22 protein-coding genes are annotated in these 22,810 nt (G+C 35.5%); 2 read left to right on the top strand and 20 right to left on the bottom strand.

What is annotated here, in order from left to right:
• Positions 1-5: 5 nt before the first annotated feature.
• The gene (gene recR, locus EPI11_RS03815) at positions 6-626 is read right to left on the bottom strand and encodes a recombination mediator RecR (RefSeq protein ID WP_128388630.1); all 621 of its coding nucleotides are present in this window, start codon (positions 624-626) and stop codon (positions 6-8) included.
• Positions 627-738: 112 nt separating this feature from the next.
• On the opposite strand from recR, the gene EPI11_RS03810 reads away from it, so the two are divergent.
• Complete coding sequence (locus EPI11_RS03810) at positions 739-2,241, top strand: sodium:solute symporter (protein ID WP_128388629.1); 1,503 nt, start codon at positions 739-741, stop codon at positions 2,239-2,241.
• Here the strand turns inward: EPI11_RS03810 and EPI11_RS03805 are convergent.
• The gene (locus tag EPI11_RS03805) at positions 2,228-2,596 is read right to left on the bottom strand and encodes a CoA-binding protein (protein WP_128388628.1); all 369 of its coding nucleotides are present in this window, start codon (positions 2,594-2,596) and stop codon (positions 2,228-2,230) included. The two genes, EPI11_RS03810 and EPI11_RS03805, sit on opposite strands and share 14 nt — an antisense overlap.
• Before the next feature lie 71 nt (positions 2,597-2,667).
• Entirely contained in the window at positions 2,668-3,747 is a 1,080-nt protein-coding gene (locus tag EPI11_RS03800) for a carboxypeptidase-like regulatory domain-containing protein (RefSeq protein ID WP_128388627.1), read from the bottom strand.
• Between the two features lie 276 nt (positions 3,748-4,023).
• Between EPI11_RS03800 and EPI11_RS03795 the strand changes: the two genes are divergently transcribed.
• Positions 4,024-4,659: a MarC family NAAT transporter gene (locus EPI11_RS03795; RefSeq protein ID WP_128388626.1), complete on the top strand. Its 636-nt coding sequence runs from the start codon at positions 4,024-4,026 to the stop codon at positions 4,657-4,659.
• A gap of 285 nt (positions 4,660-4,944) precedes the next feature.
• On the opposite strand, the gene EPI11_RS03790 is transcribed toward EPI11_RS03795, so the two are convergent.
• From EPI11_RS03790 to infA, 17 genes are all read right to left on the bottom strand, one after another.
• The gene (locus EPI11_RS03790) at positions 4,945-5,358 is read right to left on the bottom strand and encodes an RrF2 family transcriptional regulator (RefSeq protein ID WP_128388625.1); all 414 of its coding nucleotides are present in this window, start codon (positions 5,356-5,358) and stop codon (positions 4,945-4,947) included.
• 1 nt (position 5,359) lies between these two features.
• On the bottom strand, positions 5,360-6,295 hold the full coding sequence (ctlX, locus tag EPI11_RS03785) for a citrulline utilization hydrolase CtlX (protein ID WP_128388624.1): 936 nt from the start codon (positions 6,293-6,295) through the stop codon (positions 5,360-5,362).
• 20 nt (positions 6,296-6,315) lie between these two features.
• Entirely contained in the window at positions 6,316-7,230 is a 915-nt protein-coding gene (locus EPI11_RS03780) for a dimethylarginine dimethylaminohydrolase family protein (RefSeq protein ID WP_128388623.1), read from the bottom strand.
• A 160-nt stretch (positions 7,231-7,390) separates the two neighbouring features.
• A complete protein-coding gene (locus EPI11_RS03775) occupies positions 7,391-8,674 on the bottom strand; it encodes a citrate synthase (RefSeq protein ID WP_128388622.1) in 1,284 nt (427 codons plus the stop codon).
• Between the two features lie 169 nt (positions 8,675-8,843).
• Positions 8,844-11,378: a DUF7619 domain-containing protein gene (locus EPI11_RS03770; protein ID WP_128388621.1), complete on the bottom strand. Its 2,535-nt coding sequence runs from the start codon at positions 11,376-11,378 to the stop codon at positions 8,844-8,846.
• Between the two features lie 178 nt (positions 11,379-11,556).
• Positions 11,557-13,611 (bottom strand): T9SS type A sorting domain-containing protein, encoded by a 2,055-nt coding sequence (locus tag EPI11_RS03765; RefSeq protein ID WP_128388620.1) that lies wholly within the window; start codon positions 13,609-13,611, stop codon positions 11,557-11,559.
• 66 nt (positions 13,612-13,677) lie between these two features.
• Complete coding sequence (locus tag EPI11_RS03760) at positions 13,678-14,439, bottom strand: LytR/AlgR family response regulator transcription factor (RefSeq protein ID WP_128388619.1); 762 nt, start codon at positions 14,437-14,439, stop codon at positions 13,678-13,680.
• Positions 14,440-14,441: 2 nt separating this feature from the next.
• A complete protein-coding gene (locus EPI11_RS03755) occupies positions 14,442-16,421 on the bottom strand; it encodes a tetratricopeptide repeat-containing sensor histidine kinase (RefSeq protein WP_128388618.1) in 1,980 nt (659 codons plus the stop codon).
• 183 nt (positions 16,422-16,604) lie between these two features.
• Positions 16,605-17,900, bottom strand: a complete 1,296-nt coding sequence (gene eno / locus EPI11_RS03750) for a phosphopyruvate hydratase (RefSeq protein WP_128388617.1) — start codon at positions 17,898-17,900, stop codon at positions 16,605-16,607.
• A gap of 269 nt (positions 17,901-18,169) precedes the next feature.
• On the bottom strand, positions 18,170-19,276 hold the full coding sequence (gene carA / locus EPI11_RS03745) for a glutamine-hydrolyzing carbamoyl-phosphate synthase small subunit (protein ID WP_128388616.1): 1,107 nt from the start codon (positions 19,274-19,276) through the stop codon (positions 18,170-18,172).
• Between the two features lie 167 nt (positions 19,277-19,443).
• Complete coding sequence (gene rplQ / locus EPI11_RS03740) at positions 19,444-19,953, bottom strand: 50S ribosomal protein L17 (RefSeq protein WP_128388615.1); 510 nt, start codon at positions 19,951-19,953, stop codon at positions 19,444-19,446.
• Between the two features lie 33 nt (positions 19,954-19,986).
• The gene (locus EPI11_RS03735) at positions 19,987-20,979 is read right to left on the bottom strand and encodes a DNA-directed RNA polymerase subunit alpha (RefSeq protein ID WP_128388614.1); all 993 of its coding nucleotides are present in this window, start codon (positions 20,977-20,979) and stop codon (positions 19,987-19,989) included.
• 20 nt (positions 20,980-20,999) lie between these two features.
• Complete coding sequence (rpsD, locus tag EPI11_RS03730) at positions 21,000-21,605, bottom strand: 30S ribosomal protein S4 (RefSeq protein ID WP_128388613.1); 606 nt, start codon at positions 21,603-21,605, stop codon at positions 21,000-21,002.
• A gap of 92 nt (positions 21,606-21,697) precedes the next feature.
• Positions 21,698-22,081, bottom strand: coding sequence for a 30S ribosomal protein S11 (gene rpsK / locus EPI11_RS03725; RefSeq protein ID WP_128388612.1), 384 nt, complete (start codon positions 22,079-22,081; stop codon positions 21,698-21,700).
• Positions 22,082-22,089: 8 nt separating this feature from the next.
• Positions 22,090-22,464 carry a 30S ribosomal protein S13 gene (rpsM, locus tag EPI11_RS03720; protein ID WP_128388611.1) on the bottom strand — a complete coding sequence of 125 codons (375 nt, stop codon included), beginning with the start codon at positions 22,462-22,464 and terminating at the stop codon, positions 22,090-22,092.
• 2 nt (positions 22,465-22,466) lie between these two features.
• Positions 22,467-22,583 carry a type B 50S ribosomal protein L36 gene (gene ykgO / locus EPI11_RS03715; protein ID WP_073370549.1) on the bottom strand — a complete coding sequence of 39 codons (117 nt, stop codon included), beginning with the start codon at positions 22,581-22,583 and terminating at the stop codon, positions 22,467-22,469.
• 11 nt (positions 22,584-22,594) lie between these two features.
• Positions 22,595-22,810 carry a translation initiation factor IF-1 gene (infA, locus tag EPI11_RS03710; protein WP_007136545.1) on the bottom strand — a complete coding sequence of 72 codons (216 nt, stop codon included), beginning with the start codon at positions 22,808-22,810 and terminating at the stop codon, positions 22,595-22,597.

The raw sequence follows: 22,810 nt of genomic DNA, 5'->3' as shown, positions 1-22,810 counted from the left end.
ATTACTTAATGGTTTTTCATCGAACTTTCAAACGGTACCCGATGTAATATGCTTCGCCCAAGTGTTACCTCATCGGCAAACTCAAGTTCATCACCAACGGCTATACCTCTTGCAATAGCAGATGTTATAATGTTTTGGTCTTTTATCTGTTTGTAAATATAAAAGTTAGTCGTATCACCTTCCATAGTAGAACTCAAAGCAAATATCAGTTCTTTCACTATACCAGTTCGCACTTTCTCTACCAATGTAGTTATATTAAGCTGGCTTGGACCAACACCATCCATGGGAGATATTTTCCCTCCCAGGACATGGTAGATTCCTTTAAAAAGATTGGTATTCTCAATTGCCATTACATCCCTTATATCCTCAACTACACAAATAATCGATTGATCACGCGTACCGTTAGCACAGATCTCACAGATCTCTACATCAGATATATTATGGCATTTTTTACAAAACTGAATTTCCTCCCTCATTTTTAGCAATGCACCGGCAAGCAGCTGCGTTTGATCAACCGGTTGTTTTAAAAGATGCAGTGCCAGCCGTAAAGCAGTTCTTTTACCAATACCCGGCAGCTGGGATATTTCGGCAACGGCTCTTTCCAGTAGTTTTGAAGACATTTCCATATAGTGCAAAGGTACTAAACAAGGGCGTATTTGCATTTATCACAATACAAATTTCATGAGTAGTAGCTTTTTGAAATATTTTTTAGTTGTTTTGTACTACAAACCCATTATTATGCAGCCGTTAACCATACTATCCATCATTGTTATTTATTTTGGTATCCTGATTCTTATCTCAAGAGTAGTTAGCAAAAAAGACAGCAGTAACGATACTTTTTTTAAAGCCAACAAAAATTCTAAATGGTATCTGGTTGCCTTTGGTATGATCGGTACTGCGCTTTCCGGTGTTACCTTCATATCAGTACCAGGAGAAGTTGGTTCACCTAATGGAGAACAGTTTAAATACTTTCAGTTCATATTAGGTAATGCTATTGGTTTTATAATTATTGCCAAGGTACTGCTGCCACTATATTACAGACTCAACCTTACCTCCATTTATGGGTATATTGAAGAACGGTTAGGCTATTACAGCTATAAGACATCTGCAATGATATTCCTTATAAGTCGTACCATAGGTTCAGCTTTTAGACTCTATTTGGTCGTTATTGTATTACAGCGTTATGTATTTGATGAATTTGGGATTCCGTTCTGGGTTACTGTACTGATATCACTCTTATTGATATTCGCATATACCTATAAAGGCGGACTTAAGACTATTATAATTACAGATACCCTACAAACATTCTTCCTTGTATCATCGGTATTCTTTACCATCTACTTTATTTGCGACAGCCTGCATTTAAGTCTGCCTGAAGCTTTCGAGACCGTAAAAAAAAGCAACTACTCCAAGATCTTTTTCTTTGAAGATTTTATAACCAGTAAGTATCACTTTGTAAAACAAATACTGGGCGGAATATTTGTCACTATTGCTATGGTAGGTCTTGATCAGGATTTGATGCAGAAGAACCTTAGCTGTAAAAACATAGGAGAAGCACAAAAGAACATGTTTACGTTTACAGGTATTTTTGTTATCATCAACCTGTTCTTTTTAGGCGTAGGTGCTTTACTTTATATCTATGCAAATAATAACGGAATCAGTATACCTGTAGATGCTATGGGAAAAACCAGAACCGATCTTCTTTTCCCAGAAATTGCCTTTAATCACCTAACAATTATACCGTCTGTTATTTTTCTTTTAGGATTAACCGCTGCTACATTTGCCACTACTGATTCTGCTCTTACAGCACTTACAACGTCGTTTTGTGTAGACTTTTTAGGAATGGATAAAGAAAAGAATGCAAACAAGCCTAATATGGTAAGAACAAGACATATGGTTCACGTTTCATTCTCACTCCTAATGTTCTTGGTTATAATCATATTCAATGCTATAAACGATTCATCTGTAGTGAGTATGATATTCAGGATCGCATCATACACTTATGGACCACTCCTTGGATTATACTCCTTTGGGTTGTTTATGAAAAACTATGCTATAAAAGACAAAATAGTACCTTTTGTATGCGTAGCATCACCCCTGCTTACATTACTTATAAGCCTTAACTCTTCTCTTCTTTTTGGAGATTATGTGTTTGACAGCGAGCTTATCATTGTAAACGGACTGATCACTTTCTTACTACTGTTATGCATTAGTAAAAAGAAAACAGTTAGTATTGGTTAGTAGAAAGTAATACCAGCGTACAGGCTATTTCTACCTCAATACCATTTTGTCTTAGGAGTGTATAAAGTTCAGGATTTTCGGTACCCGGATTAAAAATAACCCTATTTGGCTTAAGCGCGACTATATAGTCATAGTACTGCTTTTGGTTCATTGGATTAAGATATAGCGTAACAGTATCAATATTTTCGAAAGGAATTTGCTGTTTTTCAATTTTCAGTCCGTCAACCTCGTCTTCCTTTTTACCAACAGCCACAACTGGATGTCCAAAGCGTTGCAGCATTTTAATTGCTTTATAAGCGTATCTGTCGGGATTTGAAGAAGCTCCCATTACCAATGTTTTTTTTGATGCAGCCATAACAAATTCTTTTTACTCAAATTTACTTAAATCAGTATTCTTATCCTTCAGTTTTATAGTTACTATAACATCTACTCGGTATATTTATAGTCGGCAGGAAGCATGTCACCTGCTTTAAGGTTTCCCATATATCCGCCAAACACAACTTCGGTAACCGGTCCAAATAACCCGTTTTCATCTACATAAAAAACACCTTTGTCAAAATTAAGGAAAGACTGATTTTTCTTATCATGCAAAAAAGTATAACGCATATTGTGATACTTTGATCGCTCCGGGTTATATTTAACCGAATTAAGTGTCTCTTCTCGTTGCTGTTCCGGAAGAGGCACTACCGTTACCTTTTTTACATTAAGGGTGTCTTTTATAATAAAGTATTTCTCGGGATCATCCGGAAGCTTATCAACATAAAAATCATACTTCTCTTTCTTCAATTGCTTTTGGGTAAGAGCTTTTAAAAAATGAACCTGAGAACCCTGATAAGCTGCCTTTCTCTTTTTATCAGCATTACCTTTTTCAGATGTATCAGTAAAAAATGTGGTTCCTGCAAAAAAGCTCGTATTTATATAGGCCCTATTAAGACTTTTTGTTTTATAAGCCACCTCAAAACCGGCAAGATCAAATACTAAAGTATATTTAAGCCGCTTATTAATGATCTGCAAAGGTTTTGTACTCATTGCCTTCAATGTTCTTGCAGCAGGATCATAATCAAAATAAATGTCTTTTTCGTTTACAATTTTACAGGAAGACCCCGCTGCCGACTGTCCTAAAAATTGCTCCCTAAAAGCTTTAAGCATTTCTTTTCTCGAAAAAGGACCTTTTGTTTTATTAATAACAACCTCATCAAGTCTCGTCGTATTTTCTTTTAATAGGACAGTAACAGGTTTGGTATTAGTAAAAGGATTATTTAGTAGATAGTTTTGATATCCCAGATAACTTACAACTAATACTCCACTAATATCCTGTAATGAGGTAAGACTAAAAAAGCCTTTAGCATCAGTATTCGTTTTAAGAGTGGTACCATCTAAATATACCAGAGCACCTTCAAGAGGCTTTTTCTCCACATCATCATAAACGTATCCTGATATGGTTTGAGCATTCAGGCTATAAAAACCAAACATGAAAAAGAATAAAAACAAGGCCTTATTTATCATTACATTTTTTTTTACTAATTTAACAAGAAATAGTAATCAAAGAAGGATAGCCGGTATATTAACACAAATAAGATCAGCTCATTTTATCCTATTCCCCACAATAAAATTATATCATTGAATAGAAAGGCTCTGTTTAAGAAAATATTTATATTTTAGATACATCAACCTATCGTTACCATTGCCTTTTTTTTGCTGGTATACCGGCAATGAATTTAATGATTTGGAAAAACCAGCACTCATATAAAAATGTAATTTTACCTTTATAAAAACCAACCTATGGAATTATTCATTTACATCTTTGCAGCCCTTTTCTCTGTTATCAATCCACTAGGTGCGGTACCAATATTTGTTGGCTTAACTCAGGACGATACTAAAGAAGAGCGATCACGCATATCATTTTGGGCAGCTGTAAATGTCTTTATAATTCTTATTATTTCATTTTTTGTAGGACAGTATGTTTTAGCCTTTTTTGGTATCAGCATCGATGCTTTACGAATTGCGGGAGGACTTATAATAGTGAGTTCAGGTTTTTCCTTGCTAACAGGAAAGTTCAGTAAAAAGAGGGGAGTTAATAAAGAAGTAAAAAATGATGCTCAAAAAAGGAATGACATAGCTTTAACGCCACTTGCTATCCCGATGCTTGCGGGTCCTGGTTCTATATCGCTGCTTATCGCGATGTATCAGGATTACAACAAATCCATAGAACAGCAGGTCATTGCATGTCTTGCTATTATTGCTGTAGCGTTTGTTATTTTCTTAACGATGAGAAGTGCCCACTACCTATCCAGAATATTAGGAGCATCAGGAATCGTTGCTATTTCGAGAATAATCGGCTTTATAGTAATTGCTATAGGTGTGCAGTACATCAGCAGTTCGATAGTAAATATTTTAAGCTCTATAAGTTTTAAATAAAAAATCAGGCTGCCTTCATTACAAAACAGCCTGATACAAACTATATAACAAAACATAAACTCGCTCCAAAATCCTATTATCTCAGTATAATAAAAACTGAATAAGGATAAATCATCTTTGGCCTTATGGGCTTTAAAATATCTAAAAATTGGTGACTACATTTTTTTATTTGTATTGAAAAACTCTTGTTTGAACTTTATCAATCACATACTTCAATAATACTATTTTTTCTTGAATAAAACTATTACTCTATAGAAATAGTATGCTAATTGAATAAAAAAAATGCTACAACTGCGTTAAGTCATATAATGTTTTCTGCTGCAGTAAACTAAGGGTATTATCACGTACTTCGGCCAAAAATTTATTAAGCGAACAAACCTCTTCATGAGGGCAGTCATCACACTTCTCGTAATAATTAAGGCTCACGCAAGGCAGCATAGCAATAGGGCCATCAAGTACACGTATAAGTGTTGCGGCTGTAACGGTTTTAGGGTCTTTCATAAGATAGTACCCTCCACCCTTTCCTTTCTTCGAACCTAAAATGCCAAACTTTTTAAGATCAAGCAGAATAGCTTCTAAAAATTTTTTAGGAATTTTTTCTTTTTCAGAGATATCAGATATGAGCACAGGCGCCGTCTCCGATTGCTTTGCAATGAAGATAAGCGCCTTTAACCCGTATTTTGTTTTTTTAGATAGCATATTATTTAGTCGGTAAAAATACTTCGGCCATCATACAACGTGCACTTCCACCACCGCAAGCCTCAATAGTATCAAGGTTAGCAGTTAGTATTTCTGTGTGTTTTTCAATTTTCGCCACCTGGTCTTTAGTAAGCACCTGTCTTGCCGAATCACTCATTACAAGATAACTCTTATTATCAGCACCTCTTACCTGCAGCATGTTCCCAGCAAAGTTATTAAGTTGAGCCTCTGTCAACAATATAACTTCTTTACCATCTTGTTTAAGATTATCAAGTACCATTTTGCGTTCTTTCTTATCGTCGATACAGTCAGCGCAAATAACAGCAAATGTTTCACCTACACACATCATTACATTTGTATGATAAATAAGTTTACGTTCACCATCTACAGTCTGATAGGCTTCAAATATAATAGGTGTGTATTCAAAGTCTTCACAAAACTCAATTAACAGCTCTTCATCTGCACGTGGCGATAAAGCGCAATACGCTTTTTGGTTTTGTCTGTCCAGTACAATACTTCCTGTGCCTTCAAGAAATATATTATCTTCTTCTGCCGATGTATAATCAACAATATTCTCAATAGTAAAGCCTTTATCTTCAAGAAGGTCCAAAATCTCTTCACGACGCTCGGTACGACGATTCTCTGCAAACATAGGATATAATGCCACATCACTATTTTCATGGAAAGAAACCCAGTTATTTGGAAAAATAGAATCAGGTGTATCAGTATCCGTAGTATCATCTACTACAACTACATTTACGCCAACGGCTCTTAACTTCTCAACAAAAGCATCAAATTCCTGCTGCGCCTTAGCATTTACTGTTTCCGGTAAAAGGCTGTCCATAACTTTTTGGTAATAGTTATTAACCGCAGTTTGCTCATTCATCCTGAATGCTACAGGACGTATCATTAATATTGTATCGGTAATCTGTCTCATAATTCTAAATTTAAATAAAACTAATCTCTAAAAAGCGGTAAAGTAGAGCAGCGCAGTAAACCTTCCTGCTTAGCAATTTCGGCATATGGCACTTCTTCTACAGTAAAATCACGTTCTAAAAGCCAGTTTTTCAATCGTGTAAAATTCTTTTCTATAACAACAACATTGGTATCAATAGAAAAAAAGTTTGAAGTCATGTTATACATTTCTTCGCGCTCTATATGGAAAAGGTTCTCTTTACCAAATAAGTCCACAAGATACAAATAATCTGCTTCTTCTCTAAAACCACTTTTATAAATAACTCCCATGTTTGTACCTACCGGCTGAAAACAGCAATCCAGGTGCAGTGCATTATCGCGTGGCTCTATTCTGGACTTAACCAGATCGAACTCCTTAACGATCTTATTTGGGAAAAGTTCTTTAATATAATTTACGCCTTCCATGTTTGTTCTGGCGGTAATAAAATCTTTATAGTCGCTGCCTTTGTAGGTACCAATAAAAATATGATCATTCCATGGCATTACATCACCACCTTCAATATGTACCTCTTCAGGCGGGCGAACTACCTTATTAGGATCCATTTGATCAATAACATATTGTATAGCATCCAGCTCACGCTCCCTGTCCGGAAGAATGTTTGCCTTAATAAATATATCATCAATTACAAAACCAATATCCCTGCTGAATATCTGATTATAATTTTCTATAACCTCAGGACGGTATACTTTTACATTGTACTTATCAAAAACTTTTGCAAGTGCATCCATTTCCTTTAGCATATCTTCTTCAACAGGATAAGTTCCTGCTTTTATATGCTCCAATGATTTTGGATCGTATGCTTCATGAACTTCCGGCGTAGGCCCATTACTAGTGGCTATACCTAATATAACGGCCCTTAATCTTGATGTTTCATTTTTTACGTTGAGTTGCAACATGGTATTTGGCTTTTTGGCAAATATAGATAATGAACTTCTGATTATAAAGAATAATAAAAATATTGATACTTATTTATCAAAATAAACATCTATAGGTAATAACAAATAAAAAGCCACTCGTTATGAGTGGCTTTAATTATAGTATTCAGAGTAAGGTGAATTACCTGTTTTCTGTTTTAACAAACTCTCTTAGAGGTGAACCTGTATATACCTGTCTTGGACGACCTATAGGTTCTTTGTTTAAACGCATTTCTTTCCATTGTGCAATCCAGCCTGGTAAACGGCCAATAGCAAACAATACAGTAAACATTTCTGTAGGTATTCCTAATGCTCTGTAAATGATTCCAGAATAGAAATCTACGTTAGGATACAGGTTTCTTGATTTAAAGTATTCATCTTGTAAAGCTGCTTCTTCAAGTTTCTTAGCAATAGTAAGAACAGGATCGTTCACTCCTAAAGTTGCTAATACATCATCTGCTGCTTTTTTGATGATTTTTGCTCTTGGATCAAAGTTTTTGTAAACTCTGTGACCAAAGCCCATAAGACGGAATGGATCTTCTTTATCTTTTGCTTTTGCAAGATATTTATCAGCATCACCACCGTTTTTCTGGATCTCTTCAAGCATTTCAAGTACTGCCTGGTTAGCACCACCATGCAGCGGTCCCCACAGTGCAGATACACCTGCAGAAATTGAAGCAAAAAGACCAGCATGAGATGAACCAACCATTCTTACTGTAGACGTAGAACAGTTTTGCTCATGATCTGCATGTAGAATAAATAGTTTATCAAGTGCATTGATAATCTTAGTATCTATTTTGTAAGGTCCTGTAGGAAGTTCAAACATTAAGCGCATAAAGTTTTCTACATACCCTTTTGTATTATCATAATAGTTTAAAGGGTAACCCATGTTTTTTCTGTACGTCCATGTTGCAATAACCAGGAATTTACCCATAGTTTTACAAACAGCCTCATACATTTCTTTTTCATTACTTACATCTACCGATTTAGGGTTGAATGCAGTAAGTGCACTTGTAAGAGATGCCAATACCCCCATTGGGTGAGCATTCTTTGGAAACCCGTCAATGATGTTTTTCATCTCTTCATTAACAAGGGTATATTTCCTTATGTTCGTTTCAAATTTTTCAAGATCGGCTGCGGTTGGCAGTTCTCCAAAGATAAGAAGGTAAGAAACTTCAAGGAAATTAGATTTGTCTGCAAGGTCTTCAATAGAATAGCCCCTGTAACGCAGGATGCCTTTTTCTCCGTCTAAAAAAGTAATTTCACTCTTGCATGATCCAGAGTTTTTATAACCTGGGTCGATCGTAATAGCTCCAGTTTCTCCGCGTAATTTATCAATATCGATGGCAACCTCATTTTCGGTCCCTACTATAATAGGAAACTCATACTTTTTGCCATCAATTTCTAATATTGCAGTATTTGACATGATTGTAGTATGATTATGGTTTTGAAAATATATTCCTGCGAATTTAATAAATTACAATTTATCTAAGAAGAAAATTACTTATTAAAATCGTTAATTATGCATATAAAAATCAAAAGTCAACACTTTGCAGCATTGACTTTTGATAAAAATGTAAAATAACAGAATAAACCTATTTTTTAATCAGCTTTTCAACCTTGGCACCTTTCTCAGTAGTTATCTTTAAAAAGTAAATACCGGCTGCTCTATTAGTCATATCAAAATTAGTACTGTTATTGTTTTCGACAGAAGTTTGCAGTAATCTTCCCTGAATATCATACAATTGTATTGACTGTAAATTACTGTCTGCAGTTATAGTCACATTATCTTTAGCAGGATTAGGATAAACCGCTATCAAATTATTTTTTGTAAAGTTTTCCCTGCCAAGCACTGTTTTAAATAAAGTAACAGCATTGTTTGTTTGTAGTGGGAAATTATGATCAAAAACAATCTTTGCAGAATTCATAACTTCATCTCCTTCTACAAGAGTTTGCAGCGTTTTCATTTTAAACGTAATGCTGCCCTGCGCACCTCCGGCTAAATTTATATTGTCAAATCTAAATTCAACTTTATTACCTTCTACAGTAGCGGCAACTTCATGAGAACTATTTAGTAGTTCTAACGATTTTACATCAAACATAGTTTCGTCAATCTGCTGTGTTACCACAACAAAGGTTGCAGCAGCATTACCCGTGTTTTCAAAATTTATAACATAGTGCAGATAATCTCCTATTGCTTCCGGAGCCTCTGTTTCTCCCTGAAGGCAAACAATATTATTCGGATCAAAAGACCCTACCACGATCTGGTTCAGTTCAAACGAATTGTTGTCCGGAGTTAAATCTCCACTTATTGGTGTTACTTGCGCTGTAAAGTCCAATTGATCGTCTATGTTTACTGCGGGTGTATCTGTAGGTGCATTAACGTTTAACGTGACATATATCAAACGGTTTTCGAATGGAAGCAAATCTGTATAGTTCCATGTTACTACTCCTCCTGCAACACTATTTTGTAAAGGCGCAGCAGATACAAAATCTAAGACCGCATCATCATAAGTAAAAGTAACTGCTCCGGAAAGTATCTGATTGCCATTGTTCTTTAAAATTAATTTATAAGAAGCATTAAAGCCAGGCATTGCGGGAATTGATGGCACAATTGCTATTTCTACATCTGGACTTACACCATTACTTGTTAAGCAAAAATCCTGAACATGAGCTGTACCATCCCAAGCAGGGAAATTTACTGAAGCCGGAGATGGTGAAAACAAAAACAATGAATTTTCAGACTCAACAGTAATATCATGATCTCCTGTACCCACATAGGCTAAATACTCACCATCACTATTTGTAAATCTTATTTTTTCCTGTGTGCCATTTACAATCTTAACCTTAGTGTATATGGCCGGAGCATCGTTTGCATCGCAACCATTTGCATTATAATCATATTTTAAAACCCCGCTTATGCTATTATAAAGTCCTCCAGGCTGGAAAGAACAGTCAGTCCCCATAACCGGAGGCACTACCTGATTCCATTCGAAATACTGCAATAGTTCATCTGCTTCTTCTTCATCTACACATATAAACTGCAGGTTAGGATTATTTGTAAACTGGCATTCACCCGGATGAATTATCATCCCTCCATTATGAAGGTTTATAGAAGTAAGCAATGCGTTATCTGTAATATGGATGTAGTTAAGATTTGGCGAATGACTAAGGTCCAGATGCGTTAGTAATGAGTTTTTACACTCCATATAAGTTAATGAACCCAGGTCATCCGTTGCCAGAGTTGTAAAAAGATTACCCGAACAGTAAAGATCAGTTAAAGCCGTAAATCCTGCCAGGTTTAAAGTTGTCATGCCTGTATAACTGCAATTAAGAAACTCTAACCCTGTATATGCTGATACGTTTACATTCGGTAATGGATTGTTTGAGTAATCCAATGCTTTAAGAGGCTGAAGATCGTCCAGTACTAAAGAAGACATCGTGTTATTTGCACAGTATAGTGCATTTAACTGTGGATTCATAGATACATTTAACGATGTCAATTGATTCTTAGAACAGCTAAGCGATGACAATTGTGAAAGTGTAGAAACATCGAGCACTGTTAACTGATTATTATAACACTGTAGCCCCTCAAGGTTAGGAGACCCCGAAAGAGTTAAGGATGTCAATAAGTTTGTATGGCACTGAATAGTCTCTAAGCCCGTTAGTCCTGCCGAATTAAAACTTGTCATTTTATTGAACTCGAAATTCAGGTATTTCAAATTAATTAACCCTGTCAAATTTAAAGTTTGCAGACTATTAGCACGGCAATTTAAATTTTCAAGATTAGTTAATGCAGATACATCTAAGGACGTTAAACCATGATTGCCTAAGTCTAGCTTTTTTAAATTTAAAAAATACTGAATTCCCTCTAGTGATTGAATAGAACCGGGAGTTGTTCCGTTATTATATATATTTAACTCAGATACCTGCAAGGCTTCGATTTGCTCGATTTGACCGTTCATATTTGAATCTATCGCTATATTATTCCCATTAGCATCTTTAGCATACCAATAACTGGGGCTGGTATTAAGCAGTCTGGCTTTAAAATTTGGATCGGGAATGTTTATAACCTGTGCACTTACGCCTCCAGCCATCAGCAGGAACAAATAAAGTAATGTTGTTTTCATGATAAAATGTATTGGTTTATGATTAGTTTAAGTTTCCATATTTATTACTTAGTATAAAACTATTGCATATTAACTTAACAAATAGTGGTCATTTAGAATTCGACTGCACTCACTTAGAATTTGATAATAAAAAAAGCCAATGCAATGCATTGGCTTTTAATAAAACAGTCAGATAATTTTATTCCCTAACTATCTTTTCTACTTTTATCCCTCTATCAGTTGTTACTTTCAGGAAGTAAATCCCTGAAGCTCTTCTAGTAAGATCTATAACAGTAGTCGTATTGTTTTCAAGAACGGTTTGTAATAACCTTCCCTGTATGTCATACAATTGTATCGATTGTAAAATACTTTCAGCGCTTATTGTAACCTTATCTTTAACTGGATTAGGATAAATTTTTATCGATTTATCTATAGTATGCTCTTCCAATCCTAATACGCCAAATTGAGTATTTGCATCATTTGTTACTATAGGAAAATTATAATCAAAATAAATATTGGCCGTATTAGTAACCCTGTCACCCTGTTTTAAGCTCTTTTTGGTTTTTATCTTGTACAGGATATTTCCGTGGTCTGCAACTCCAAGATTGATATTTTCAAATCTAAATTCAACCCTATTATTATTAAGCCTGCTCGCAACACCATGCGAACTATTTATTAACTGTAGGGTAGTGACATCAAATTCATCCGGGTTAATATCCTGCTGTACAACAACAAATGAGGCCGGAGCAGTACCTGTATTCTCAAAATTAACAATATAATGCAAGTATTCACCTATATTAGTTGCAGGAGTATTCTCCCCTTGAATACAGGTAATGATATTTGGATCCATTGAGCCAACTACAACTTGGTTCAACGCAAAATTATTATCTGCCGGTATATCATCAGTCACAGGAACAGTTGTCATGGTAAATGGGAGTATGTCTCCAATATTAACTGCAGGAGTGTCTGTAGGACTGTTTACGTTTAAGGTCATTAAGATCTCCCTGCTTTCAAAAGGCTTTAAATCATTATAGAGCCATGTATAAGTATCAGGTTCAATTACATCTGCCTCCGGTACCATATCTACAAATCCTAATCTTGAACTATCCCAAACACAGGTTACGCTACCTTGCTCTATTATCTGGTTTCCCTTATTTTTATAAACTATTTTATAAATGGCATCAAAACCAGGGCGTGCATTAGTAACCGGAGCCATTATAACTTCAATATCAGGATGAACACCTTCAGCATGTACACAAAAATTTAATGGAATTGTTGTATTATTCAATAACGGAAAATAAATTATTTCCGCTACAGGTACAGTAAAATACGGATTTTCAAATTCAGGAGTTATTAAATAGTCTCCTGTACCCACGTAAAAAGTATAAGTCCCATTGGGCCTGGTAAAAATTTCATCTTGATAGAGTCCGTTAGAAATTTTAAGTTTTAAGGAAGGCATCGCTATATCTGCATTATCACAGCCATCGTTATTGAGATCAAGCTTTATTGTTCCGGTTATCTTATTATAGATCCCTCCCGGTTCGTACGAGCAATATGAATTCACCTGAACCGTATTTGGCACAGCAGCCACCATTGTGGCAACTTGAGATTCATCTGCGCAAATATACCTCAATGCTCCATTTTCCATCCAGTTGGCATCATCAAAAGTTTCGTTTTTCCCATTTTTCAAAAAAATAGTCTCTAAATTATTAGAATAACAACCTAAATAGGATAGGTTAATATTACTATTAAGGTCTAATGTAGTTAACTCGTTATTATTACAAGTAAGACTTTCTAAATACTCCAGTCCTGTTACATTCAAAACAGTAAGTCCGTTGCTTGAGCAATTAATAACTCTAAGATCCTGTAGTCCTAAAACATTAAGGGTTGTCATGCCATTAAGTTCGCAATGAAGTTCTCTAAGGTCTGCAAGTGCAGTAACATCCAGCGTTGTTATAAAATTTTGATTGCAATTAAGCGATCTTAAATCTGTAAAATATTCTATTCCTGCCAAAGATTGAATTTCTGAAGACTGAATATTTAATCCGCGTATATCCTCCACTTCCTGCTGCGTGATGATTCCATCTCCATTAGCATCGATTTTCACAGAATCTCCGCTACTGTCTTTAGCTATGTTATTTGTAACATCAGCTAACAGCAGCTTTTGCTTAAAATAGGCATCCGGTATTATAATCTCCTGTGCCATCGCAACCCCGGATGAAAGGAGTAATAAATAGAGTAAAGTATTTTTCATGACCTTATGTTTAGTTTTCAATGTGTTTACTTTGATAGTTTATTTCAAAACCATTTACAGTTTATATTATAGTGATTTTAATAACTCCTGCAAGCGTTCTTTTTTTCGCTGCGAAATAGGTAAATGACTGTTATCTGCCATTATCGCATACCCACCATCTTTTTTTATATACGACTTTAAATAAGCCAGATTAATAAGATGCGATTGATGGATGCGTTCAAAACCCTGTTCCGAAAGGAGGTCTTCATACTCCTTAAGTGTTTTTGCAATTAAAACAGGTTTATTATCCTTGATGTAAAACTTGGTATAATTATCCTGCGATTCAAGTCTAATGATATCACTTACCTCAAAGAGATGGATACCATCTGATGTAGAAAGCGCTATCCTTTTAAACTTATCTACTTTTTTTCTTATATTTTCCAGCAATAGATCTATGTGTGCGTAGCTATCATTATTAGCCAAAACCTTTTTAATTTTTTCTACCACTTTACGCAGCTCTTCCGGATCAACGGGCTTAAGCAAGTAATCCAGCGCGCTAAAGCGAAATGCTTTTAAGGCATACTCTTCATGTGCTGTAATGAAAACAACATGCGACGAAAGGCTTCCTTTCTTTTGTGCCAGTTGCTCTAAAATATCAAACCCGGTTCCATCTCCTAATTGTATATCTAAAAATATTACATCCGGTTTATGGCTCTCTATAGCAGCAATACCCGATTTCACACTCTCAGCTTCACCAAGTATCTCGATATCGGGGGCATACATACTTAGCAGACCTTTCATGCCATTCCTTAAATTGTTATCGTCATCAATAAGTAATGCTGTAATCATAATTAGTTGGTTGAATATTGTATAGGTAAATTTAATATAATTCTTGTTCCTGCAGGATCACCATTAGCATCGGTTAACTCCTTAATCTCAACATGAGAACTTTTAGAAGTCACTGCCTGAATAACCTCTAATCTCTTTCGTGTTATTTCTAATGCCATCGATTTATGTACTGTAACCGAATTTTCCTTCAGCTGTTTTGACTTAGTAAATCCTATCCCATCATCCGTAATTGTACAAATGAGCTTATCATTTTCAATAGCAAAATCTATGGTTATCATGCCTCTTTCCTTTTTAGGAACCAAGCCATGTAAGATGGCATTCTCCACAAAAGGCTGTAACAATAATGGCGGCATCGCCATGTCATCTTCAATATTAGGGTCTTTAGTTATTGAAAAGTCGAACATCTTATTAAAACGCAGTTGCTCCAATTCCAGATAATTTTGCAATCCTTCAATTTCTTTATCAATAGGAATCAATGACTCCTTAGAATACTCAAGTGTAAGACGCATGAGTTTAGAAAATTTAGACAGGTATTTAATTGCCGAATCCGTTCCGTTTTGCACAATAAAACTGGATATCGACCCAAGACAGTTAAATACAAAATGCGGATTCATTTGTAAATGCAACGCTTTTTGTTCATACTCTGCAAGATCTCTTTGTAATGTAAGTGTCTTTTTTAACTGGAACCTGTTGTAAATCAAAAATGCAATTCCAAAAAGAAGCAGTATAAATAAGGCAGTAAAAAACATTTGTTGTTTATGCCTTTTAGCCTGCTCATCAAACATCACCTGCCTTTTTTCATATTCAATTTTTTGTAAAGCCTCTTTTCGTTCAAATTCATAATTCATTTCTTCACGAACTATGCTTTTTATGTTCTCACTATTATTGATCTTGTCTTTTGCCTCACTGTATTTTTTATAATGCTTTAAAGCTTCAGCCATGTTTCCTTTCTTTTCATAGATATCACTCAGGGCTTTTTCTGATGATTTAACCTGTTCGAGTACACCTATTTCTTCAGCTAATACTGATGATTTTTGAAGGTATTGTATTGCTTCTGTGTCCTTTTTCTGTAACGCATATACTTCTCCTAAATATCCAAGTGAAGCCGATGCTACATATTTCTCATCTGTTTCTTCAAATATTTTTAATGCTTTTAAGTAGCTTTTCTCTGCATCTTCATACTTATGAACCTTCACATAATAATTCCCATAATTATTATACAGCTCTGCCAAGGCTCTTTTATCATTATGTTTAGCGAGTATTTTTTCTGCTTCCTTAAAGGATCCTAATGCTTTATCATTCTCATCTCTCAAAAGATAAATAGCACCTATATTCGTAATCGTAATGGCCGAATTATTATCTCCTAATTTTTTCTGCAGCCACAGTGCCTTATTAAAATATTCTAATGCTTTGGTATATTCTTTCTGCTCCTTGTAAACTATCCCAATATTATTATAAGCATAAGACACATACTCCTCCTCATTGGTTTCTTCATGCAGTTTTAATGCCTTAAAATAGTATTCAAGAGCTTTAGCGTAATTATTCTGCTCAGAACAAACCACACCTATGCTCCCATAAGCACGAGCAAGCCCATCTTTAATCTTGTTCTTTTCACTCTCTTTTATTGTTTTAAGCAATTCTTCATATAAAACCTGAGAGTTTGTATAACTTTTAAGTGCTTCTGTATAATGACTCAGCATAACATTTGCATTACCAATATTAAACCATGAATCTGCTTCATCCTGTTTTAATTTGTTTTCCTTAGCAAGAGTGAGAGCCTGTCTGGCATACTTCATCATTGTTGCAGGATTACTCTCTACATACTCCCCGGCCACAGCATTTAATAATTTCACTTTCTCGGTAGCCGATGCTGTTGTATTAATTTTATTAAAAAGGCTGTCAAGCACCTTTGTTTGAGACAAAGCTGATGTACAGGTAAAAATGGTAAGGATTGTTAGAAGGAAAAATTTAAAAAATTTCATAATCCGGATTTAATAAAACAAATTTATCATTTCATATGGATTTCAAGCCATTCGTTTAGAATTTGAAGCCTTCCATTTAGAATTCGCAGTATTTATATCAAATAAAATTATATCCGGTGAGATTTGAGCATAAAAAAGGCTGCTCTTTTCAGAACAGCCCTTTCAATATATAATAACAAATAATTAATGTTTTACCTTAAATGCTTTTTCACCGGGAAAGTAAGCTACATCAGCAAGTTCTTCCTCGATTCTTAACAATTGGTTATATTTTGCCATACGGTCACTTCTTGAAGCCGATCCTGTTTTGATTTGGCCACAGTTTAAAGCAACAGCAAGGTCAGCAATAGTATAATCTTCAGTTTCTCCTGAACGGTGAGACATTACAGATGTATAACCAGCATTATGAGCCATATTTACTGCAGCGATTGTTTCTGTAAGCGTACCAATCTGGTTCACTTTTACAAGTATAGAGTTAGCCGTTTTAGTAGCAATACCTTTAGCCAGACGCTCAACATTCGTAACAAATAAATCGTCTCCTACTAATTGAACTTTGTCTCCAATTTTATCAGTAAGATATTTCCAACCTTCCCAGTCATTTTCCTGCATACCATCTTCAATAGAAACGATAGGATATTTAACAGTAAGTTCAGCAAGATAATCCGCCTGCTCCTGAGAAGTTCTTATTTTACCGTTTTCACCTTCAAATTTAGTATAGTCATATTTGCCGTTTACATAAAATTCCGAAGCAGCACAGTCCAAAGCGATCTTTACTTCATCACCAAATTTGTAACCTGCATTTTCAACAGCTTTTTTAATAGTATCAAGAGCGTCCTCAGTTCCGCCCGGTAAATTAGGGGCAAAACCACCTTCATCACCCACAGCAGTACTTAAACCTCTATCGTGTAATACTTTTTTCAGATTATGGAAAATCTCAGTTCCCATCTGCATTGCATGAGTAAAATTATTTGCTTTTACCGGCATGATCATAAATTCCTGGAAAGCGATAGGTGCATCAGAGTGCGAACCACCATTAATAATGTTCATCATTGGTAAAGGAAGTGTGTTAGCAGATACACCCCCAATATAACGGTATAAAGGCATTCCAAGTTCGTTTGCAGCTGCTTTAGCAACAGCAAGAGAAACACCAAGGATAGCATTAGCTCCTAAATTTGATTTATTTTCAGTACCATCAAGTTCAATCATAGCTTTATCAATAGCATTCTGTTCAAAAACAGACATACCAACGATTTCACTTGCAATACTTACGTTTACATTCTCAACAGCTTTTAAAACACCTTTACCCATGTAAGCTTTACCACCATCACGCAATTCAACAGCTTCATGCTCTCCAGTTGAAGCTCCAGATGGCACAGCTGCTCTTCCAAGAACTCCATTCTCTGTAATTACATCAACTTCTACTGTTGGGTTTCCACGTGAATCCAGTATTTGCCTGGCATGAACTTTAATAATAATACTCATTATATTGTTTTTTGTTGTTATACTTAATTTCTGAAGCCTAACAAATTTAAACATTTTGAAAAATCAATTACCCCAATTTTAAAAAACTTATAAACGCAATCGATTTAGCTTTAAATATTTAGATTCATTATGCCGAACACTATCTATTTAATCTCTTCAAGTATCAAACTACGAAGAAGTATATTATATAAAATTGGGCTAATAAATTATTAGCCCAATTTTATAACTAAAAAAGTCAGTAAATCTCATTCAGGGATTTATCGTATTCTTTATTTTGCCTTTTCTATGTTTTCGATGAACTCATCAAAAAGGTAGCTTGCATCGTGCGGGCCAGGGCTCGCTTCAGGGTGATACTGTACAGAGAAACAGTTTTTGCTTTTCATACGCATACCTGCAACAGTACCGTCATTAATGTGCTCATGTGTAATTTCGAAATCCGGGTGCTTTTCAAGCTCTTCCCTTACTACTGCAAAACCGTGGTTCTGAGAAGTGATTTCTCCTTTTCCCGTAAGCAGGTTTTTAACTGGGTGGTTAATCCCCCTGTGTCCATTAAACATTTTGTATGTAGAGATACCGTTAGCAAGAGCCAATACCTGGTGTCCAAGACAAATTCCAAATACAGGATTATTGTTTTCTAATATCTTTTTAGCAGTTTCCTGTGCTACTAAAAGCGGATCCGGGTCGCCAGGACCGTTAGAAAGGAAATATCCGTCTGGACTAAAGCTCTTCATATCTTCATATGTAGCATCAAAAGGGAACACTTTTACGTAGCAATCCCTCTTAACAAGATTCCTTAAAATATTCTTTTTAATACCAAGGTCTAGTGCAGATATTTTATATTTTGCAGTAGGCTCACCTACAAAGTAAGGCTCTTTTGTAGAAACTTTAGAAGCTAATTCCAGTCCTTCCATATCCGGAACAGCTGCCAATTGCTTTTTAAGTTCTTCAATAGGAGTGCCATCTGTACAAATAACCGCATTCATAGCACCATTGTCTCTAATATAGCTTACCAACGCTCTGGTATCTACATCAGATATAGTTACAAGATTTTGCTTTTCAAAATACTCTTTAAGTCCCTCCGTAGAGTTCACTCTTGAGTGGTTAAAGCTAAAGTTCTTGCATACAAGGCCTGATATCATAATTTTATCTGCCTCTACTTCTACTTCATTAGTACCATAGTTACCTATGTGGGCATTAGATGCCACCATAATTTGACCAAAATAAGATGGGTCAGTAAAAATTTCCTGGTAACCGGTCATTCCGGTATTGTAGCATACTTCGCCAAAAACAGTTCCTTCGATACCAATGGATTTACCATAAAAAATAGTACCGTCTGCTAAAAGGAGTAATGCCTGATTTCGATTTGAATATTTCATTTACGTAGTTTGTTGTTTTCTTCTCGCGTGCAAATTTACTTCAAAAATTTGTCTTTCTAAAGCATTCAATATAATTGGTTTATCAGAAAGTGATAAAGTTGGGCAAAAAAAAAGGATAAACTCGAAAGTTTATCCTTTTTACTATTATTGAAGAATCAATTTCATGATTATTCAGTAGCTTCTTTGTTCTCATCTGTATCAACAGCTGGAGCTTCAGTAGCTGCTGGAGCTTCAGCAACAGGAGCTGCATCAGCTTTTTTAGCAGTACGGCTTCTACGAGTTGTTTTCTTCGCTTCTTTTTTAGTAGCGTTGTACAGTTCGTTAAAGTCTACAAGTTCGATCATAGCCATATCAGCGTTGTCACCTAGACGGTTACCAAGCTTAATGATACGAGTATATCCACCTGGACGATCACCTACTTTAGCAGCTACTTCTCTGAAAAGTTCAGTAACAGCATACTTATTTCTAAGGTAAGCAAAAACGATACGTCTGTTGTGGGTTGTGTCTTCTTTAGACTTTGTAACTAGAGGCTCAACAAATTGTTTAAGCGCTTTAGCTTTGGCAACAGTCGTATTAATACGCTTGTGCTCTATAAGTGAGCAGGCCATGTTAGCTAGCATAGACCTTCTGTGTCCTTGCTGCCTGCTTAAATGATTAAATTTTTTTCCGTGTCTCATTGCTGTTGTAATTTAAACCTAAAAGGTTCAGAATTATTCTTTATCTAATTTATATTTCGTTAAGTCCATTCCGAAGTGTAAATTTTTAGAAGCAACAAGTTCGTCAAGCTCAGTCAACGATTTCTTACCAAAATTACGGAACTTCATTAAGTCATTTTTATTGAACGATACCAAGTCTCCTAACGTATCAACTTCAGCCGCTTTTAAACAATTTAATGCCCTTACAGAAAGGTCCATATCAACAAGCTTAGTTTTAAGCAATTGTCTCATATGTAATGACTCTTCGTCATACGATTCTGTTTGTGCTATTTCATCGGCCTCAAGTGTTATTCTTTCATCAGAGAACAGCATAAAGTGATGAATCAGAGTTTTTGCTGCCTCAGTAAGCGCTTCTTTAGGATGAATAGAACCATCGGTTATAATTTCAAAAACCAATTTTTCGTAGTCGGTTTTTTGCTCAACACGAAAGTTTTCTATTGCATATTTTACATTCTTTACCGGAGTAAAAATTGAATCTGTAAAAATAGTTCCTATAGCTGCGTTTTGCTTTTTGTTTTCTTCTGCCGGTACATAACCTCTACCTTTCTCTATAGTAAGTTCAAGGTTGATGTTAATCTTGCTGTCCATGTTAAAAAGAACGAAGTCAGGGTTTAAAACCTGAAATCCTGAAATGAACTTCTGGAAATCACCTGCAGTAAGCTGGTCTTTTCCTGTAAAAGATACAGAAACAGATTCGTTATCGATGTCTTCAATCTGACGTTTGAAACGAACTTGTTTTAAGTTCAGGATTATCTCTGTAACATCTTCAACTACTCCCGGTATTGTAGAAAATTCATGGTCAACTCCTTCAATTCGAACTGAAGTTATTGCATAACCTTCCAGTGAAGAAAGCAAAACTCTTCTAAGTGCGTTACCAACAGTCAGTCCATATCCCGGTTCCAAAGGTCTAAATTCAAATTTACCTTGGAAATCGGTAGAATCGATCATGATAACTTTATCGGGCTTTTGAAAATTAAATATTGCCATATTTCGACTAATGTCAATTATTATTTGTTATACAACTCAACGATTAGTTGTTCTTTGATGTTTTCCGGGATTTGAAGCCTGGCAGGTACTGAAACAAAAGTACCTTCTTTAGTATCGTTGTTCCAAGTCATCCACTCATATACATGAGAAGAATTAGATAGAGAGCGTTCTATTGCCTCAAGAGATTTAGATTTCTCACGAACAGCTACTTTATCACCCGGTTTAAGGTGGTAAGATGGAATGTTTACCACTTCACCGTTTACTGTAATATGTCTGTGTGATACAATTTGTCTTGCAGCTCTTCTTGAAGGTGCAATTCCCATTCTGTATACCACGTTGTCAAGTCTAGCTTCGCAAAGTTGCAAAAGGATTTCACCAGTTACACCTTTTGATGCAGCAGCTTTTTCAAACAGGTTCCTGAATTGTTTTTCAAGAATTCCGTAAGAATATTTAGCTTTCTGCTTTTCCATTAGCTGAACAGCATATTCAGATTTTTTACCTCTTTTTTTAGCCTGTCCGTGTTGTCCAGGTGGGTAACTTCTTCTTTCGAAAGCTTTATCGTCTCCGAATATCGCCTCGCCGAATTTACGGGCGATCTTAGTTTTTGGACCAGTATATCTTGCCATTTCTAAAAATTAATAAACAGGGGATTATGAATTCAGGTCATATCCTCCGATAATCCTTGCTCCTGTTTGGGTTATACTATAAAATAAAAAAATTAAACTCTTCTTCTTTTTGGAGGGCGGCAACCGTTGTGCGGTAGTGGAGTTACATCGATAATCTCTGTAACTTCAATTCCTCCATTATGAAGGGACCTGATAGCAGATTCTCTACCATTTCCAGGACCTTTAACGTAAACTTTTACTTTCTTAAGACCAGCTTCTATAGCAACTTTGCTACAATCTTCTGCTGCCATTTGAGCTGCATACGGAGTGTTCTTTTTAGAACCTCTGAAGCCCATTTTACCTGCAGATGACCAAGAAATAACTTCACCTTTTTTGTTTGTCAAAGAAATGATGATGTTATTAAAAGTTGCGCTAATATGAGCCTCGCCTGTAGATTCTACAATAACTTTACGTTTTTTTGTACTCGCTTTAGCCATACTACTTATTATTTAGTTGCTTTTTTCTTGTTAGCAACAGTTTTTCTCTTACCTTTTCTAGTCCTCGAGTTATTCTTAGTTCTTTGTCCTCTTAACGGAAGACCAGATCTGTGACGGATTCCTCTGTAACATCCGATATCCATTAAACGTTTGATGTTTAACTGGATTTCAGAACGAAGTTCACCTTCAATTTTGAAGTAAGATACAGCCTCACGAATAGCACTGATCTCATCATCATTCCAATCTTGAACTTTTTTGTCTTCGCTAACCTGAGCTTTCTCTAAAATTTCTTTAGATCTGCTTCTACCAATACCGAAGATATAAGTTAAAGCAATGATTCCTCTTTTGTTTTTAGGTATGTCTACCCCTGCAATTCTTGCCATAATTATCCTTGTCTTTGTTTAAATCTAGGATTCTTTTTGTTAATAACATATAATCTGCCTTTTCTACGTACAATTTTGCACTCGGCACTTCTTTTCTTAACTGACGCTCTTACTTTCATTATTAATAGCTTTAGTATCTATAAGTAATTCTTGCTTTGGACAAATCGTAAGGGCTCATTTCCAGTTTCACTTTATCACCAGGTAATAATTTGATATAATGCATACGCATCTTTCCTGAAATGTGAGCAATTACTATATGCCCGTTTTCTAATTCAACACGGAACATCGCATTTGATAATGCTTCGATGATTGATCCGTCTTGTTCTATTGCTGATTGTTTTGCCAT

Origin of the sequence: Flavobacterium cerinum, from assembly GCF_004028155.1 — a bacterium.
Taxonomy (GTDB): domain Bacteria; phylum Bacteroidota; class Bacteroidia; order Flavobacteriales; family Flavobacteriaceae; genus Flavobacterium; species Flavobacterium cerinum.
This window is presented reverse-complemented; position numbering and strand designations above follow the sequence as displayed.

What these genes read in the sequence shown, in the direction of transcription:
- EPI11_RS03735 (WP_128388614.1), bottom strand. Translation starts at nt 20,979, where the DNA reads ATGGCAATATTTAATTTTCAAAAGCCCGATAAAGTTATCATGATCGAT.
- EPI11_RS03775 (WP_128388622.1), bottom strand. Translation starts at nt 8,674, where the DNA reads ATGTCAAATACTGCAATATTAGAAATTGATGGCAAAAAGTATGAGTTT.
- recR (WP_128388630.1), bottom strand. Translation starts at nt 626, where the DNA reads ATGGAAATGTCTTCAAAACTACTGGAAAGAGCCGTTGCCGAAATATCC.
- EPI11_RS03765 (WP_128388620.1), bottom strand. Translation starts at nt 13,611, where the DNA reads ATGAAAAATACTTTACTCTATTTATTACTCCTTTCATCCGGGGTTGCG.
- EPI11_RS03810 (WP_128388629.1), top strand. Translation starts at nt 739, where the DNA reads ATGCAGCCGTTAACCATACTATCCATCATTGTTATTTATTTTGGTATC.
- rpsK (WP_128388612.1), bottom strand. Translation starts at nt 22,081, where the DNA reads ATGGCTAAAGCGAGTACAAAAAAACGTAAAGTTATTGTAGAATCTACA.
- ykgO (WP_073370549.1), bottom strand. Translation starts at nt 22,583, where the DNA reads ATGAAAGTAAGAGCGTCAGTTAAGAAAAGAAGTGCCGAGTGCAAAATT.
- EPI11_RS03795 (WP_128388626.1), top strand. Translation starts at nt 4,024, where the DNA reads ATGGAATTATTCATTTACATCTTTGCAGCCCTTTTCTCTGTTATCAAT.
- EPI11_RS03805 (WP_128388628.1), bottom strand. Translation starts at nt 2,596, where the DNA reads ATGGCTGCATCAAAAAAAACATTGGTAATGGGAGCTTCTTCAAATCCC.
- rplQ (WP_128388615.1), bottom strand. Translation starts at nt 19,953, where the DNA reads ATGAGACACGGAAAAAAATTTAATCATTTAAGCAGGCAGCAAGGACAC.
- EPI11_RS03780 (WP_128388623.1), bottom strand. Translation starts at nt 7,230, where the DNA reads ATGTTGCAACTCAACGTAAAAAATGAAACATCAAGATTAAGGGCCGTT.
- EPI11_RS03800 (WP_128388627.1), bottom strand. Translation starts at nt 3,747, where the DNA reads ATGATAAATAAGGCCTTGTTTTTATTCTTTTTCATGTTTGGTTTTTAT.
- EPI11_RS03760 (WP_128388619.1), bottom strand. Translation starts at nt 14,439, where the DNA reads ATGATTACAGCATTACTTATTGATGACGATAACAATTTAAGGAATGGC.
- rpsD (WP_128388613.1), bottom strand. Translation starts at nt 21,605, where the DNA reads ATGGCAAGATATACTGGTCCAAAAACTAAGATCGCCCGTAAATTCGGC.
- EPI11_RS03790 (WP_128388625.1), bottom strand. Translation starts at nt 5,358, where the DNA reads ATGCTATCTAAAAAAACAAAATACGGGTTAAAGGCGCTTATCTTCATT.
- carA (WP_128388616.1), bottom strand. Translation starts at nt 19,276, where the DNA reads ATGAAATATTCAAATCGAAATCAGGCATTACTCCTTTTAGCAGACGGT.
- ctlX (WP_128388624.1), bottom strand. Translation starts at nt 6,295, where the DNA reads ATGAGACAGATTACCGATACAATATTAATGATACGTCCTGTAGCATTC.
- EPI11_RS03770 (WP_128388621.1), bottom strand. Translation starts at nt 11,378, where the DNA reads ATGAAAACAACATTACTTTATTTGTTCCTGCTGATGGCTGGAGGCGTA.
- infA (WP_007136545.1), bottom strand. Translation starts at nt 22,810, where the DNA reads ATGGCAAAACAATCAGCAATAGAACAAGACGGATCAATCATCGAAGCA.
- EPI11_RS03755 (WP_128388618.1), bottom strand. Translation starts at nt 16,421, where the DNA reads ATGAAATTTTTTAAATTTTTCCTTCTAACAATCCTTACCATTTTTACC.
- eno (WP_128388617.1), bottom strand. Translation starts at nt 17,900, where the DNA reads ATGAGTATTATTATTAAAGTTCATGCCAGGCAAATACTGGATTCACGT.
- rpsM (WP_128388611.1), bottom strand. Translation starts at nt 22,464, where the DNA reads ATGGCAAGAATTGCAGGGGTAGACATACCTAAAAACAAAAGAGGAATC.